Source organism: Paenibacillus marchantiophytorum (genome assembly GCF_014640555.1).
Lineage (GTDB): Bacteria > Bacillota > Bacilli > Paenibacillales > NBRC-103111 > Paenibacillus_E > Paenibacillus_E marchantiophytorum.
On record NZ_BMHE01000041.1, the window covers coordinates 1 to 18,380 of the forward strand.

Here is an 18,380-nt window from a genome sequence, read left to right on the forward strand (position 1 = left end):
TATTCCTAAGAATCCGCAGTGTGATCTCCACTCTACAAAAACAAGCTCGCCCAATTTTCGACTCTCTTTTCCGTGCATTTCGGGGGCAATTTATTTTCAACTAACTGATACCTAAGTAGTTACAGCGAAAAGTGTCCTTATCGCGAGCTGGAGGGAACTACAGTCCGCTATTTTGCTGTGTCCTGGGAAATTCAGCGTTTTTCGTGGAAATAAGACCCTGTAGTTCCGCTATCACCCCAGAGCCCCCACTATTTGCCTAAATAGCGCCCTGGAGTTCCCTTAAAAGGCCGAGTCGCTTGTAATCGACTCATTTCCTAGGGGCGAAGCCGTTTTTCACATACTTTCGGACTTGTGAGTTTTTTGTGAGTGTGAAATGATAGGATCATTACTATCTGACAAACGGAGAAAGGGGAGATAACGGTGAGAAACTTTCCTAAAATGATAAGCATAGGAATGGTTTTCTCTCTTTCTATCCTACTATTTATCGGTATTTATTCACAGATGATCCCCAGTCAAAATAAGCAGACAGCAAAGCACGGAGTCATGGACTTATCGAACTATGATTTTCACAAGTTGGGGCTGGTTTCTTTAGATGGTGAGTGGGAGTTCTATGAAGGGAAGCTTCTGGGACCTAGCGATTTCCAGGGAGGTTCACGAGCGGATGTCTCTTACTTAAACGTGCCGGGAACGTGGAAAGGAACAACGAAAGAGGGCGGCATGAGCAGGAAAGGGTACGGAACGTACCGCCTGAACGTACAAGTGAATGATGCTGACGACATTTACGGCATCAAGCTGCGCAGCATTCGAATGGCCCATCGGCTTTTTATCGATGGGAAGCTGGAGGGGGAAAGCGGACTTCCAGCGATGAACAAGATGACGAATATGCCGGGGAATACGCCTTACAGCACTTTTTTTCACACAAAGTCGAAGCAATTTGATATTATTCTCCAAGTATCGAACTATGAATTCCCGACAGGCGGTATCATTAATGCTATTCAATTTGGCTCGCATGCGGATATTACGAAGCTGAACAGTCTGTTGATCGGCGGCGATCTGTCCATCATTATGATGCTTGTCATGTTCGGGGGCTATCATGTCAGCTTATATTTTCTGCGTATCCGTGAGAAAACGTACCTGCTTAGCGGGATGTATCTCTTCTCCACAGCTGGGGTCCAAATGTTGTATGGCGAGAAGCTTTTTCAACGACTGCTGCCGCATATCCCATTTGAGATCGCATACAAGATGTTGGATGTTTGTGAGTTTTTTAGTTCTATTTTGAGTCTTTTATTTTTTTGCTCGATCCACAAACAACTGCTTTCACGCACAAAAATGAATCTATTGAATGCACCGGTCGTCTTAATTCTATTGGCCGTTGTCTTCTTGCCCTATTCGCTTTATAACGAAATGAGAAGCATCTTCTTTCTCTATATCGGCTTGGTGCCTGTGCTGCTTTTCATTAGAATGGTCTACCTGTACATGAAGAGCAACAAGGGGACATATGAACGCAAAGAACTTGGGTTGTTCATCGTTGCTCTCGTTGCTTTGATGGTCTTTTTAGTGGATGGGGTTCTCTATGCGGAAAGTGCAGTATCTTCGGATATGTGGGGGAAAGTCGGCGTTATTAGTTTCATTACTTTAATGAACCTCTTGTTGGCCGTCCGGTTAACTACGGCGTATGAGAAGACAGAAACGCTGACTCACCGACTCACGATCTCCAATCAATTGAAAGACGAGTTCCTGATGCACACTTCGCATGAAGTTAAAACGCCGCTGCACGGCATCCTGAATATTACGTCATTTTTGCTTGACGACAATGAGGGCAATTTGTCATCCAGACAGAAACAGCATCTGTGGCTGATCAAGGATACTTCGGTTAAGCTGTCGATGCTGATGCAAGATCTCATTGATGTCACCCGCTTGAAGCACGGCGAGCTGCGCCTGCACATGACGGTTGTGGACGTTAGGGCGGTGACACAAATTGTCTTCGATGTTCTGCAGTTCGAGCTCGCAGGCAAATCGGTGCGTCTCGATAATCATGTGATGCCGGATATGTGGGTACAAGCTGATGAGAACCGTCTGCGCCAAGTTATGTACAATTTGGTGCATAATGCTATGAAGCATACAGAACGAGGAGCCATTAGCATAAAAGCGAGAACACTGGAAGAAACCATCCAGATTACAGTCGAGGATACGGGGACGGGGATTCCGCGCGATAAGTACGACAAGGTCTTTGAATATTTCGATCAAATGGACCATGCTTTGCCCGAGGACGGCTACACAGGTATGGGAGTTGGCTTATATATTAGCCGCAAGCTTGTGGAGCGAATGGGCGGAGAAATACGGATTGACTGGTCAGAGGTGGGAAAAGGGACGCGCATGGCCTTTAAGCTGCCGATCGCCTTGGATTACATCCCTGTGAGTCATGACCGTCTGTTCGTCGATAAGTTTCAGCAAAGAGAAGTCGAAGACCCCGATTCTCTGGACATTCTGGAAGAACATGCGCATACGGTTCTCATTGTGGATGATGAGGCTTCTAACATCTACACGCTGCTCAATATTTTGAAAAGGCACCAATATAATGTGATCGCAGCCTTATCAGCCAAGGAAGCTTTGGCCAAAATAAAAGAGCATCCGCAAATTGATCTGGTTATTTTGGATGTGATGATGCCGGGCGTATCAGGTATTGAACTTTGCCGGGCGCTGCGCACGCAATATTCGATTCTGGATCTGCCGATTTTATTCGCCACGGTCAAGGATACATCGCAAGATATTGCCCTCGGATTTAGTGCGGGAGCTAATGACTATGTGACAAAGCCGTTCGAAGCGGAGACGATCGTAGCGAGAATTCAGACGCTTATTGCGATGAAAACATCTATTCAGGAAGCTATTCGGAGCGAACTTGCCTTCCATCAGGCGCAGATTAAACCTCATTTTCTATATAATGCTCTCAGCAGCGTAATTTCGTTTTGCTATACGGATGGAGAGAAGGCCGCTTACTTGCTGTCGAAGCTTAGCCAATTTCTGCGTTACATTCTGGATATGGATCGCAATGACTTGTTCGTCAGCCTGCACAGGGAGTTGGAGTTGATTGATGCCTATGTCGAGATCGAGAAGGCTCGTTATGGAGAGCGGTTTGATTTCATTTGCTATGTAGACGAGGGTCTTAAACATCGCGCTGTTCCATCCCTCTGTATTCAGCCGTTCGTGGAGAATGCAATTCGTCACGGTTTCTTTGAGAAAGACGGGCATGGAACCGTTACACTAACGATTCAAGAAGGTGATACCTACTTGCAAATTACGGTGCAGGACAATGGTGTCGGTATCCCGGATGATCTTCTATATCAGATTGCTCGAGGTGAACGAGGAAGCGGAGGTATCGCGATTGCCAATATCCGCAAGCGGTTGGATGCGATCCCAGGCGCTACGTTAACTGTCAGTTCGGAGATGGGGCGCGGTACGAAGGTTACGATGTATTTGCCCTTAAACGGGAAAGACCAGGATATCATAGAGGAAAGGTGGGATAATCTTGTTTAGGGTTGTTATTGTAGAGGACGAAAAGCCGATTCTCGAATTAATGAAGGTTTTGATCGGGCGCAATCCGCATTATACGATAATCGGTGCTTTCAGTAACCCCTTGGAGGCGCTCGCCAGCATGCCCGAACTGAAGCCGGATATTGCTTTCCTGGACGTGGAGATGCCCAAAATCAACGGTCTTGAACTCGCGCAAAGAATGAATGACATGGCGGGGACGACCAAGATTATCTTTACGACCGCTTACAAGGAGTATGCGCTGGAAGCATTCAAGGTCTATGCGTTCGACTATATATTAAAGCCGGTCACGCCGGCTGCCATCGAACGCATTACGACTCGGTTGATGAAACTTGAACATCCGCCTGTCCCTGCTCAGCAGAAGACGAGGCAGTCTGCGATTCGGTGCTTTGGCAGTTTGGAGGTGCGCAATTCGGAAGGCGCGCTTGTTCGCTGGCCGACGAAGAAAACGGAGGAGCTGTTCGCTTACTTCCTTTGTTATCCGGGACAAGAGATTAATAAATGGCATCTGGCCGATATGTTATGGCCGGAGATGCTGGAAGACCGGGCTTCGCATAATTTGCACAATACGATCTACCGCTTGAAAAAGCTCTTGAAAGAACAAGAGATCGGTTTGGACATTCTCAAAACGAACGACGGTTACATGATCGACACGCTGGGTATGACTTACGATCTGATGGAGTTTCAGATGAGCGAAGTGACGTCAATAGATGGGACGCCGGATAAGGAGCGAGCGGAACGATTATTTTCTCTGTACCGCGGCCCTTTGTTAGAACGTAAGGACTATCTGTGGAAAACCCAACTGGAGGAAAGCTACGGCAAGCAATATACTTCGCTCGTGCGACTTATGATTCAACAAGGTATGTTGGAACAAGCCTGGAGTCAAGCTGAGATGAAGTTGGATACGTATTTGAGCTTATATCCATTGAATGAAGAAATGAACCAACTGGTTATGGATTTGTATGCAAGCAGTGGGAAGAAGGAACGAATCGCCAAGCATTATGCCAGCTTCAAAACGTTGTATTTGAGGGAACTGGGGCTGGAACCTCCTGTGGGGATGAGCGCCAGAGTAGCGGCTTATTTGGAATAGACAGATAGAAAGACGGAAGGTGTATAGGCGCCTTCCGTCTTTTTTTACGTGATTCGACAGTATTTTCTGCTTTGTGAGAATTTTGAGAGAGTGTCTCTCTATAATGTATAGGTGTAAAGAACTATTCGCCAGTGAAGTCATGCGTGGTTCAAGAGTAGCGACATTGAATGTATGAGGTGAATGTAATTGCGGAAAGTACGACAAATAGTAGTGATATTGCTTGGGTCTTTAGGCCTATTCACCAGTCATTTTTCCATTTCTGGAGCAGATCCGCCGGAAACTTACGATGCGGAAGGCATCTATGCACATGCGGAAAAGTCGGTCTTCTATGTAAGGGCATTCCGTGCTGACGGAACGTTGCAGGATGTTGGTACTGGCTTCACAGTGGGGCAGGATGGTACCGCACTTACCGCGTATCATGTGATTGGCGGGGCTGAGCGGATTGCCTGTGTGTGGAATGACGGTACGGTGGCAGCGACATGCTCCGTCATTGCGCAGGATGAAACAACCGATGTGGCTGTGCTCAAGCTTGCCCCTTCGGGGCATATGTCAGGCCAAGCCGACGAGGATATACCGCTTGAACTCAGATCGAGCCAAGTCAAGCATGGAGCAAAGATGTTTGCCATCGGCTATCCCATGAAGGAAACAAAGATCATTACAGAGGGCATTGTGAACAGCCCGCGAGCTCCGATCAACGGACGTGATCGAATGCTGATCTCCGCGCAGATTGTAAGCGGGATGTCAGGTGGTCCTGTTTTGGATAAATACGGGAAAGTTGCCGGGCTCATATCCGGATCGCTTAGGACGATGAATAACATTCATCTCGTTGTCAGCGCACAGGATATTCGGAAAGTCATGACAGATAGTGCCTATAAAGTGAAGGATTCGGCTGAAATGAGTAACTAGCCACTAATTTCTTACCTACTGGAGGTCAAAGTGTGAACATACGGTTGAAAAAGAGAATTTCCATGTTTATGGCGGGTTGTTTGCTGTTAACGACACTGCTTACGAGTTTGACGGCAGGTATCGCAAGTGCTGCCAGCACGAACACTGACTATTTGGATACGTATATCTACGGTGCGAAAGTTGTGAATCATAAGGACATGCCGTCTTGGTCGTCCAGTTATGATTCTGCCGAATTAAATTTTTTCTCGGTTTTTATGCGAGTTGCGTATCCGTGCGGAGCAAAGCAGCTGCCCGGAATTTCGTTCTCCATGGAAGGGGACGATTATGATTGCAAAGATCGTGAGTTTACGGATAAAGACGTGGACCGTGTAAATGGCTTTTTTAATGGCTATATTAACGTATCGCAAATTCCAGAACTTAAGCGGATTGCTGAGGGAGGCACAGCTAGATTCCTGGTCAAAGCAGGGAAACTGGACAGTACGACGAACAACGGCGCTTACATCAAAGCTTTTACGAATGGGACGGAGCGCTGGTACGAGCATTCTACGAGCAGTGAAGCTGATAAAGTGAATGTCGACTCAGGATGGCTGACATTTGGGCCGAACGATACAATCCAGGTCCAGACTGAAACAAATGGAAGTGATACGCAAGTCAATAACATCCGCATCTATTTCGCTGACATCGATCTACCTACAATTTCTGATTACACGTTTACTTCGAACGGTAGGGAGCATGACAACACCAAGATTAATCAAAAAGAGCTATTTATAAAAAAAGACCAGAAAATCAATTTGACTTACAACTTCAATGAGCCCGTCAAAGCTCACGAATCAGTGCTAGTTACCAAACTAACGAGTCATTACTTATTTACGAATCCTGCGGGAACGGGGCTGCCAGCCTCGGGTAAAAATCAAAGCATGAAGCTCTCGCTGGACGCTAATGAGTTAACTGATTATACAAAGGTGCTCCCTTATGTGTACACGGGTTCTGATTTCCATCATACCGGCAATCTTCCGATTTCAGATGGCGGCGAGTTGGAAACGCATCGGCTGAACGATGAGTCGCTATGGACCCAAATTGACGAGGCTGAGTTTCACGACACAGCAGGAAATCCGCTGACCCTGGATGGTGGCTTCAAGAAACCCAGCAGCGCCAGCAGCCAGTTTTTGCAGGATAAGATCGTGAATCCATTCGACTATGCGTCTGGGCAAGGCTATCGCGTAATCATTGACGCTGTCCCGCCCAAATATACTTCTTCGGCTAACGGGATTCAACCGGATATTGTAACGGGAAGCACGCTCAACAAAGGGGATGTTATTGATTTCAAGGTGCAACTGACCGAAGACAGCGAGGTCAAGGCAGGTTTGAACGTCGGCGGACTCTATCTGTTGTTTAATAATGGCATGAAGGCCTACTACTATAGTGGCGAAAACTCCAGCATCTGGACGTTCCGAGCAACGGTAAGCGAAAACGATCTGGACGTATCTCTGCTGAAAGCGTTAGCGTTGACCCACAATGAAAAGCCGGATCAATCGGACAAAGGGGTTATTCAGGATTATGCGGGCAATCTGCTCATGGACGCCGCTAATGCAAGTAAGTCAGACAATAATGACCCGTCACAGCGGGTCCCGAATACGAAGATTGATTGGGCCAAGCTGTCCATTGATAATACGAAACCAATTCTGAGCTACATCTATGAAAATGGAGGCGCCACAGATGCGGTTTACCAGAAAACCGGGAAAATTAAGATTGATGCCAATGATCCTTCCATTACAACGCCTCCGCTTGATCCTGACGAACCTGGGAAAGTAAGGCCGGGCAGCGGTATCTATCGTCCACTCAATCTGACAGGATCGACGCCGGAAAGCTCGCCAGGGGTAGGGCTTGTCTACTACCAATGGAGCCGAAGCGAGCTTAATCCTTTAGCTGCCAAAAATGCGGACCAATTCGCAGCGGTAAAAAGGTACTCACTCACGGGCTTGCAGCCGAGAGAAGGGCTGTACCCCGGTGAACTTCCGGACGTGAACCTGATGGTTGTGAACAATAAGACGAACTCGTTGATGCCTCCGTCTGAAGCTTTCACACCAGAAAACAGCGGGAAGTGGTACCTGCATACATGGACTGCAGATATGACTTGGGATACGGCACGGGAACTGATGCAGGTCAACAAAATGAAAACATACAAATCCTCCAATGCAGCTCAATATGACGGATGGATAAATGAATATAAAGTAGCACATCCAGGCAGCTCGGATACGGATGCCCAACTGTATGCAGATGGCAAAGCCATGGAGGCAGTCGGCCAATATAAAAACTTGAGTGTATGGACGCCAAATGATTTTAAACAAGATGATTCCAACTGGGTTTATGGAACTGGGATAATCTCGATCGACAACAAAGCGCCAGTTGTGTCGGCCCATATTACTGGCGGCAACAATATGGCAGAGGTTAAGGCAAGTGTAGAGGCAAGTGATGAGCACAGCGATATTGATCCGAATCAACTGCTGTTCCAATGGGTGGAATTCGACGGGCTGCCGCAAGAGATAAGTTGGAAACGGGTCCCGGACAGCCGAACGGTTACTACGCGGAATGAAGTCCTCAACAATGGTAAGTATGTCCTTCATCTTCGAGCTGTGGATAAGGCCGGCAATCAGACGGATACTGTGATGAAAGAACAGGCCATTGTTAACTCGAATGTGAATATTCGCTCAGCCTTCTTGCCGGAGTCCTCTGAACAGTATATGCGGAGTCGTGATATTGCCTTTTCGATAGAAGGCGTATCTGTTGCAGAAGCCGTATATGCTTTCAGCTCATCGGCCGTTGTGCCTGATGCGAGTGCATTCAAAGCATTTGACTTAGCTTCAAATGCGCCGACGCCTGATCCCGGGAGCAGCGTTACAGGTGCGGTTTATACGGCGCTGAAAGATACGTCGCTGAATGGTACGCAGTACCTGCATATCCGAATCAAAGATCAAACGGAGGGGAAATATTACTTCTTCAGCAGTGCCTACAATTTTGATAACAAGGCTCCAACTGTACATTTCAGCAAAACAGAGGTCGGCTATGCCAAACCATCGCATAGTATTGATGTTGTGGCAACAGAGCTGTACGCGTCTGCCGGAATGACAACCAAGTATCAATGGATACCTACAGCGGCAGCGCCGCCGGATGAATTATCGGCGAATTGGAAATCCCTTCCGGGCAATAGCGGGACGGTGGTTATTGATAATTCGCAGATGGCTCCAGGCGAAGTCCTCGACTATACCCTATATGTGTATGCCACAGATGGATTAGGCAACGGAGCCATCACGCATACGGGCTCTTTCAAAATCTCCAAAGAAGAACATACGCCGATTGAAGTCCTGAAGTCGGACCTCGTCTCTTTGGAAGGCAATGAATCGGATGGCTATTATGCCATCACGAAGATTGAACTTAAAAGCGTGTCCAAAGAGGGCTACGAATATGCAATTTCCACGGATGACGGAGCAACATGGCATCCATGGCTGCCCTACAGCAACTTCATTAAGGTCGAAGTGGCAAGCAGCAACGTCGAACAATTGAAGCTCAAGGTCAAATTCAAATCAAATTCCGGTATTGTCAGCAACGTTGTGAATGTGGATACGAGGGATTATTCCTCTTCCATGGATCCGATTTATGGACTTGCCTCCCAGAATACACTGCGGCCGGTGGCTGGCAATGCCTTGCTGACCATCACGGTGAAGCCTGGCATCAAAGTAGTGCCTGCGCCGATTACTGAGAATCAAATACTGCCTGTACGGACGAAGGGCAATAACTTTGAAGTTAGCCTGAATGGCGTATATACCTTTGATCTTACGGATGTGACGGATGATACGCGCAAAGATAAGTTGGTTATCGTTGTGAAGAACGTGGATAATACGGCGCCAAAAGGATCAATCGAACGAAGTGTAGTCGGTCCAACAACGGAGAATGTCCGTGTGAAACTTACGACCGATGAGGACGTTCGCATCAAGAACAACGAGGGGCGTTCCACTTATCTATTCACTGAAAACGGCACATTCACATTCGAGTTCGAGGATGAAGCAGGGAATGCGGGCACGGCTACAGCCGTTGTTGATACGATTGACAGAAGTCAGCCGTCAGCTCATATCGTGAAGTCCTACAGCTACGGAAGTCGCGGCGAGAAGACGTTCAAAACGGTAAAAGATGCCATGGGTCATGTGGTTATGGCGCAGGGGGCAACCTTCGGCGTTGAGAAAAACCAAGCGAGTGACAAAGATTTCATCATCGTAAGAAAACCGAAACAGTCCACGCTGTATGAGAACGGCGGAGTGGAATTCACCATTGCGGACCAGATGGGCAATACTTCCGTCCTGGAGGAGAACATCACGACGATTGTCACCAAGCTGCCGGATCCTGAGCTTATCGAATACGCCTTTGTTAATAACAACGGTCAACTGCTGACTCTGGATCAAACAGCCCTGATTGGCGGCAAACGGTATGCCAAAGGCAAAATGAGAGTTACCCTTCACGGCAAAGTGGATGCGCCTAATCAAGTTTTCCGAGGAACGGTGCCAGTTGCGGAAGGAGCAGGCTACGTTAATCTAATCAGTGATGTGACTGGGAAGTATGACTATACGATGACTTACGGCACGAATGGCGAGATACGAGTGGCCTTGAGCGATCTTTTAGGAAATACGAATATCTCGCTCATCAGGGTTGAAGGGCTCGACAATACAGCTCCAACCATTCGCCTGAATAGTGCTTACATCGCGATTGCGCAAAACAAGAAAGACTTCAACCCGCTTGTCGATCTTGGCGGCTATACGGTTTCAGATAATGTCTCAGAAGCTCGCAATCTCAAAGTTACGGTAGATCAATTGGACATTTCCAAGCTGGGCAAGCAATCGGTGATCTATACCGTTACGGATGAAGTTGGCAATTCAACGAGCATCAAACAAGAAGTCGTCGTGCTTTCAAGCGCTGGTTTGCTTATCGTGGGCAATGATCAAGTCTTGTCTTCCGCATCCAGTGAAAGCATTTTATTGGATCGAAATGATATTACGTTCACGATTTCGGGTTACAACCTGATGAATGTTGATGGGGAAAGTAAAGTCAATGAACGCGGAACCTTCGATATTCTATACCACAGCGGTCTATATCGAGAAGGGCAGATGAAGTATATTGCTCAGAAAATCACGATGGAGCAGCTGATCAACCATAAATTCGAAGTTGTTTTCCCGGAAACCGGTTGGTATACGATCATTGTTAGAACACAAGAACGCGAGAGGGAGTTTGCTACCTTCTTCATCGGCAGAATGAATAAATAGACAGGCAGACAACGAAGGAGCCATTGTGAATGAGAGTTATTAGGAAATGTTTGGCTATTCTGATATTCGTTACACTCGTTATGAACTTTCCATTAGCCGTCTTGGCTGATGGACTTAATGCCAAAGACGTGACGGTGCTCAGCAACAGCTTTATCAAAGTAACCGTCGATAATCACTCCGGACGATTCGCGATTCGTACTGTGGATGGACAGCCGGTGCGCAAGAATGATCAGCAAGTGGATATGATGTTTAGAGGTGATGATCCAGAATCATCGTTTACGACGTTCCGGATTGACGGCACGGACTATATTTTCGGTAATCCTTATAAATTTGGCGTTAACTTCCTATCCGAAGTGACGCCTCCCAAGATTGTCAACAACACCGATGGGACAAGGCAGATTGAAACGGTCTGGACCATCAAAGGCGTAGAGATCAAACAAATCATTATGTTGTATATGGATGTCAAAGATAAGAAGAATTCCGGCAATGTGAATGTCCGTTACGAAGTGACCAATCACTCGGGTGCAGATATTCAAGTGGGTTCACGGATTCTGCTTGACACGATGGTCGGGGGCAATGACGGGCCTGCGTTCCAAGTGGGGACAGCTTATAAAGTGCCTTTGCAAGTTGAAAGAAAGCTCGTCGATGAATCCAAATTGGACGGGAGCATTAGCCCAGAAGAAAAACCATTGTATACATTGCCTGCCTATTGGGTGATGAAGGACAAATACGATCTGACGAACCCGCTCGCGACCAATGTGGTCGCCTATGGTTTTAATAATTTCTCGGAAAAAGATATTAACATTGTCGATGAGATGATCGTCGGTCATTGGAATAAAATGGCCAATACCAAGTGGGATTATCAGGTTAATCCTAACTTGGATTTCACAACAGACACCAACGATTATGGTACTGCCGATTCAGCGGTTGCCTTGTACTGGAACCCTGATCCTGTCGTGAAGGGAGCAACGAAGACATTTGAAACGGTATACGGACTTGGTGAAATTGTAGAGCCAGACAAAGTTTTTTCCATCCGATATATCGATCCTGTCAATCAACTGGCAACGACCCCAGATGGCAGTGCCTATGACAATGAGGGCGTGTTTAATGTTGTTGCCGAAATAGAAAATTTGCCTGCTTTCCAAATGGAACAGTCACGGATCGATGCCGAACTGCAGCTGGCTAACGGGCTTAAGTTCGTCGATCTTGACGAAAGAGGGCAGATCAAACGCGATGGCAATGGCCATATCATGACCAAAACATCGGATAGATCTTCGATCTCGTTCAAAAAAGAAGCCACGCCGGAAGAAGCGCAAAATGGCATCCAACCCAAATTTAAGCCTGGGGAAACCGTAACGGCTTCCTTCAAAGTCGTAGCGAAGGGCAAAGCATGGCCGACGACCAAAGAGTATATGCTGACGGCCAGCAGTCCTGAAACCGAATTAAAGCTGGAAAATGTGAAAGATGAATCGATTAAGGCGCAGTACACGTCCAATAAGGCTAACTTTGTCTTTTTGCCTGCTGTAGGCCAAGGTTCACAGACATTCGTGTATGCGATGTCGCCTAAGGAAGCTTATACGACGGATGTGAAATACATTACGCTCAATTTAAGCAATATTGAAGCTTATAATACCGGCAATGCAACAGCCGAACCGAATTTCGACCTCTATCTGAAGGAATCCGCAACGGGGCACCGCTACAAAGTGCCTGTGAAGAACTCCGTGATCCTGCAGCCGACGGGTGACGGGCTTGTCGGAGATATGCGGATTACTTACCGCACCGGCGACCTTGTCGACACCAAAGGTGCTGTCATGAAGGACGCCGACGGCAAGGAAATGAGAGATTTGGGCGCTGCCCTGCCGCTTGGCGAATATCAAGTCGAGATCGACTACAAAGGCGATAGCGGGGATGACCCGGACGGCGCCAAACTGTACGATATCACGACGAGCCAACGTTTTGTTGTCAGCGAGAATGAAGAAGCCAGAGTGAAGAAGGCTAATCTATTGGCCGTCGTGAAGAAGATGGTTAATTTAGGCCAAGGCTTGACAGATGCAACGAAAAAGGAACTGGAAGAGGCCTACCCTGGGTATACCGTAAATGGCAGCTTCCAAACACATAAGACACTTTTTAACCAAGTGAAGGGCCTATTGGAGCAAGGGAGTAAACTTGCCGATCCTGAACTGGATCTCACGACGATGCTGCCGGAAGCTCGCGTACCGGCTTATCGCTTGGTAGCTTTTGAGAGTGAAGAAGAGCTGGACAAGTTCAAAGAAAAAGCCGAGCAAACCCATCAGGAGGTACTCGTTGAAATTCAAGGGATGATCAACCGTATCGGATCAGGCAATGAAGCCAAATATGTCGTCGATACGAAGTCGGAGCCCGCGATTATTAATAAAAGCGTCGCTTACCGCGGGAAGGACATGGTTTTCTCGAACGGACAGCTGGATGTCTTAGGACTTGTCGGGAAAATTCCTGGTTACAAAGGGATTCCTTTCTTTAATACGCTGAATGTAAAAGGGGACGGCTTGCTGACCGTGGCAAGCAGCGGCTTTGTTTTCCATCAGGGAGAATGGACGCTGGATTTCTTCAACGGCTTTGACAAGTCCTTAGCGGAAGGAGAAAAAGAGAAGAAACCGGACAAGGGCGGCGAAGACGAGTCGTTGAATGGCTCCTTGAAATGGGCAGCCGGCGAGCTTGGCGATCGGTTGAATCCGCTTAGGCAGCTATTGATTCACGATGTTTATTTCAACAAACATAGTTTGTTTGCAGCGCCAAGCTTTTCGATTAGCGGATTCGGATTGAAGTTCAACGATTTCATCCTGCGTGAAGACGGCGTCTCCTTCGGAGGAAGCATTGCAATGAAAATTGCGGATGCGGAAATCAGGAACGTCAAATTTAATGACAAAGGTTTTGTGGGCATTGATGCCGATTTGAAATTCGAGTTGTCGAAGAGCATCGGTCTCATTGACAGTTCTGAATCAGAGGGTGAAGACGAGAAACTGGCTTCCGGGGAATTCAATCTCGTACACTACGAGCAAAAGCAAGCGGGGGTCGTGAACAAATACGATCTTAATTTTGATGCTAATCTTCGCGGCATTACGCAGGTACATGTCGAGATTGCCTTCAAACAGGTTGCAGACAAGCGGATTCTTCCCAATGTCATTGCCTTCTCGGCGGACTTGGGCGATCCCGGTATTATGATCGCGGGCGGGACGTATTTGACCAGCATTCGCGGAGCGATTCGTGAGCTGGCAGATACGATTGCTGGAGGATCCAGCGATGTTCCTTTGACCATCGAGGCCGGAGCCGACGTCACCTTTGGCGTGAAACCGGCAACGTTCTACGGCAGCATCGATATGACATTGAGACGATCCGGCATTAAGCTGGTCGGTAGAATGGACTATCGGGCGAGCTCAACGTCTGATCGCGTAGAGATGCTCAAAGAGGCCACGGTCTCTGCACAATGGATGACGCCTTGGTTCGTCAGCGCATCCGCCGAAATCGATGTTATGGGTTGGGACTTGATCATCGGGAAAGCTTCGATCTTCCTGGGGCAGAATCTACTGAAAAACCGCATCGATTTCGAAGGCTTCGTCAGCGCGAGAGTCCAGGTGCCAGGCAAAGTGCCAATTCTCGGGGGCATGTCTCTCGGAGGTGTCTCCTTGGGAGCCAACAATGACAAGATGTGGGGCGGCGTCTCCATCCTGTTCTTTAGCCTAGGCATCACCTATTACTTCAACGGAGGCGTCGAATTCGGTACATCGGGAGAAGGCTTGCCAGAGGGACTGCTTTACTTGCAAGTGCAGGATCCGGAGACAGGACCGAAATTGGTCGTATTCGGAGAAGGCGTTCAGACCATGGCGACATCATGGGTGTCCAAAGAGGATGCTGTTCATGAAATCCAGTATCACAGCGTCGCTGAAGGTGTTGAGATGTTGGATAACGGCTCCATGAACGTCGGAATCGGTGGCATTAAAGTAGCGGACGAAGGAAAGATTCATGAGATTCCGATGAACAAGATTACTGGCGATGCCCTGCTTGAGCTTACTTATAACGGCCTAACAGCGCCTAATTTTGTATTCAAAGACAACAACGGCAAAGATTATAAACTCATCTATGATGAAACCAGAACGAATGCTCAAGCAAACGCGTTTACACAACAAATAACAACGGATGGCGTTTCATCTAAGAAAGTCTACATTGCTATTCCGCATGATCGCATTGGCGGAAGCATATGGAAGCTGTACGCAGATCAAGCTGTAGAGTCCAAGCTGTTGAACATTCCGCAAGTGGCGCAGCTTGACGAAATCAAGCTGGATCCAAGTCAAACGGATGCGAATAAGTTTACCGCATCCTGGAAAGTGAATCATGCCAAACCAGGCGACAAGGTCAGCCTGTATCTCACCAAGGATGCCGTGAGCGAAACGAAACAGGCATTCAATGAAGAGATCAAGGCTCCCGGCGATGCGGGATTAATTATCGCCAAAGACTTGAATGTTGCTAATTTAGGTGGATTGTCCGGCAGCGTAACATCCGGACAAACCGAAATAGATGTCACGAAAGTGCCTCTTCTTGGCGACACGGAAGATATTCGCGGCTTGCTGTCGCAAGGGAATTATTATTTGCGCGCGGAGTTGAAGTCAGCAAGCAACTTCCAGACGAAGACGACGAAGAACAAGTTCGACATCATCGATCCGCTTGCACCGTCACCTGTCAGTGACGTCGTAGTAAAACCAGCAGGCAACGGTTATTTTGAACTGTCCTTTAAGCCTGCGGGAAGAAAGTTGAACCAAACCGATGCGGAACTCAGCTATGCGATTGATGTTCTTCAGGAAGCCAATGGGAAACTAGGGGCATATCCGAACTTCGCATCGCAGCAATGGACAGAAGCGGAGCTCGCGCCTTACTGGAATAAGACAAGCGGCAAGTACGAACATATTCGTCTTGGCGGCTGGACAGCGAACTCCAACTCAAGCGAAGTCAATCAAGCGAGCTTGGCCGGTCAGCCTGTGGAAGGGAAAATCAAGTATACCGGCTTGGAAGTTGGACAATCGTATGTTGTTGGCGTTTCGGCAGCAGCCAAGCCGTCCAAAGCAGCCGACAAGCATCAGAACGATCATTATGCAGAGCGAGTAAACACGGTTAGCACACTATTGCCTGTACCAAGCAAGCCCAAGCTTACTGCGCAAGTCAGCCAAGCGAAGCAGCTCAGCGCTGTGCCAAGCTCCTTCCTGGAAGTACTGACGAATCAGAAGGAGCAAAGCATTGTCATTACCTCGGATCAAAAAAATGTGGAGGTAGAAGCGATCTATGACGACAAATCAATCGGCATAATAGGGCTGGCGGATCAGTCGACAGGCAGCGCAGGCAAGCTGCAGTTCACTACGTTTAAGACCGATGGCAAATATGCCATTGAACTTAGAACACGGAATAAAACGACAGGTGATTACTCCGTCACGATGCTGTATTTAACGGTCGATACGATGGCGCCTGTGATTTATATCGATACACCGTTAACGGGCGAGCGGACGAAGAACGGTAAAATCAAAGTGTCCGGCACTACGAGCAATGATGCGACGCTCCAGGTCAATGGTCAACCCGTTGCGGTAAGCCAGAACGGCAAGTTCGTAGGCGAAGTGGCGGCTGTCAGCAGCGATGCGACGTTCAGCATTGCCTTTGAAGCAAGCGACCTTGCAGGGAACAGCAATAAGGCATCTGTTATGCTGACCAATGGCGCATTTCAGGTACCTGTTGCCTTGGTGCTTAGAAAAGTACCGAACCTCAAAGTAAACGAGTCCGCACAAGTGAAGGCCTACTTACGGATGGCTAACGGCAAGAATGAGGTCGAGGCGGATGCCAGCAAGCTGACCTTCACCAATTACCTCGGAGAAGCGATCTCCGTAACCGGAAACGGTGCTGTGAAAGCACTGAAAGTCGGAGCGGGCATTGCCAAAGCGGAGTACAAACTATCAGATGAGATGTCGCTGCAAGCGATGACAGTTGTGAACGTGGAAGGCACAATTATCGCCAATACTTCTGGAATAGCGAATAATGGCAAAGCGACCAAACTCAACATCATTTCCGCGGGAGATTTAACGGACGCAGCGCTTGTATATCGCTTGTATCCTAAGTCTGAAGGGACACCGGTTGCGCCTGTCTATCAGGATGATGTGAGTGGTTGGCTGCCAATTCCTGCCGATGGAATTATACCTGCTGTGGAAGGTGACAAATTGGCGGTTGCCAAGCAGCCTAAGGGCGGCAAGCTGAATATCGGGGTTACCGGACTTATGCCAGCAGCTATTTGGACAGTTAGTAGTGGCGGCGCTGGTGGCGGAGGAATGCCTCCAGCCAATTCGGATATTCGGGTCGGTGGCGAGAAAATTGCCTCCGAGCGCAAAGATGATCGTATCTATGCGAAAATCGCTGATTCGCTGGGAATGAATAACGGCAAATCGACGCTGCTTATCCAATCTGAAGATAAGACGGCTAACGGTTACGAGTTTGACATTAGTCAAACAAGGCTGGCACAAGCGGCCAACAGCAAGCAAACGATCAGCTTTGAATTGCCGTTTGCCGAATTAGCCTTCCCGGCTGCAGCAGCCGTTGGTATTAAACAAGATCTGAAAGTGAAGATCGATAAAAATAGCAGCCGTGTACAAAACAGTTTCCGACAGATTGCAAACGAGCTTCAGGCAAATGTGCTGGGCGATGGGCAAGGCGCTAGCTTCGATCTTCCATTGCCGAATGGCTACAAAGATCGCAGTGTTAATGCCAAAGTAGCCATCCCTGCGAATATGAACCCCAAAGAAATTACAGCCGTTGTCGTGCGAGATGCGAATGGGAATTGGACAACGGTGCCGTGGAAGCTGGAAGTAGTGCATAATCAGCCTTATGTCAGTTTGACGTTGACAGGCAGCGGCAGTGTGGCCTTCTTCAGCAATCATAAGAATTTCGTCGATGTCGACGAACAGGATTGGGCGAAACAAACCATTAGTGAAGCAGCCGGCCAACTGTTCATGCTGGGCAGAACAGCCGATCGCTTCGATCCGAATCTTTCTATTACAAGAGCGGAGTATCCTACAGTGCTACTGAGAGTGCTTGGTCTGATGAATCAACAAGCGGTTCACTCCTTTGCTGATATTAACCAGGAAGACTGGTACAGCCGGAGCGTAACAATCGCAGCAAATCAAGGAATTGTGGATGGCTTCCAAGACGGGACCTACAAGCCTAATGAGGAACTGTCGAGAATGGAAGCAATGATCATGGTTAGTCGCAGCTTGAAGCTGATTGGCGCTAATAGCGCGATCACGGAAACCCAAGTGAACGAGACGCTTGGCGCATTCAAGGACGATGCGTCCATTCCGGATTGGGCCCGAGAAGCAGTTGCTTTGTGCATCAAGGCCGGCGTTATTACAGGACAGGATCAATCGATCAATCCTGCGGCCCCTCTCACCAGAGCGCAAGCAGCGGCGATTGCCATGAGACTGAGTCATCTTATAGTCGTGAGCAATCCTTAAATTCTGAGA

Annotated in this window: 5 protein-coding genes; all 5 read left to right on the plus strand. The window is 48.0% G+C overall.

Features of this window, described 5'->3' with window-relative positions; translation table 11 throughout:
* Positions 1 to 420 precede the first annotated feature (420 nt).
* The 5 genes from IEY34_RS27200 to IEY34_RS27220 all read left to right on the plus strand — a co-directional run bounded on the left by IEY34_RS27200 (position 421) and on the right by IEY34_RS27220 (position 18,371).
* Positions 421 to 3,534 carry a hybrid sensor histidine kinase/response regulator gene (locus IEY34_RS27200; RefSeq protein ID WP_308423054.1) on the plus strand — a complete coding sequence of 1,038 codons (3,114 nt, stop codon included), beginning with the start codon at positions 421 to 423 and terminating at the stop codon, positions 3,532 to 3,534.
* Positions 3,527 to 4,639, plus strand: coding sequence for a response regulator (locus tag IEY34_RS27205; protein ID WP_189017855.1), 1,113 nt, complete (start codon positions 3,527 to 3,529; stop codon positions 4,637 to 4,639). The genes IEY34_RS27200 and IEY34_RS27205 overlap by 8 nt, the downstream gene beginning before the upstream one ends.
* A gap of 186 nt (positions 4,640 to 4,825) precedes the next feature.
* On the plus strand, positions 4,826 to 5,545 hold the full coding sequence (locus IEY34_RS27210; protein WP_189017858.1) for a S1 family peptidase: 720 nt from the start codon (positions 4,826 to 4,828) through the stop codon (positions 5,543 to 5,545).
* Positions 5,546 to 5,577: 32 nt separating this feature from the next.
* On the plus strand, positions 5,578 to 10,854 hold the full coding sequence (locus tag IEY34_RS27215; RefSeq protein WP_189017861.1) for a DUF5011/hyalin repeat domain-containing protein: 5,277 nt from the start codon (positions 5,578 to 5,580) through the stop codon (positions 10,852 to 10,854).
* 29 nt (positions 10,855 to 10,883) lie between these two features.
* Positions 10,884 to 18,371: an S-layer homology domain-containing protein gene (locus tag IEY34_RS27220; RefSeq protein ID WP_189017864.1), complete on the plus strand. Its 7,488-nt coding sequence runs from the start codon at positions 10,884 to 10,886 to the stop codon at positions 18,369 to 18,371.
* Positions 18,372 to 18,380: the final 9 nt, after the last annotated feature.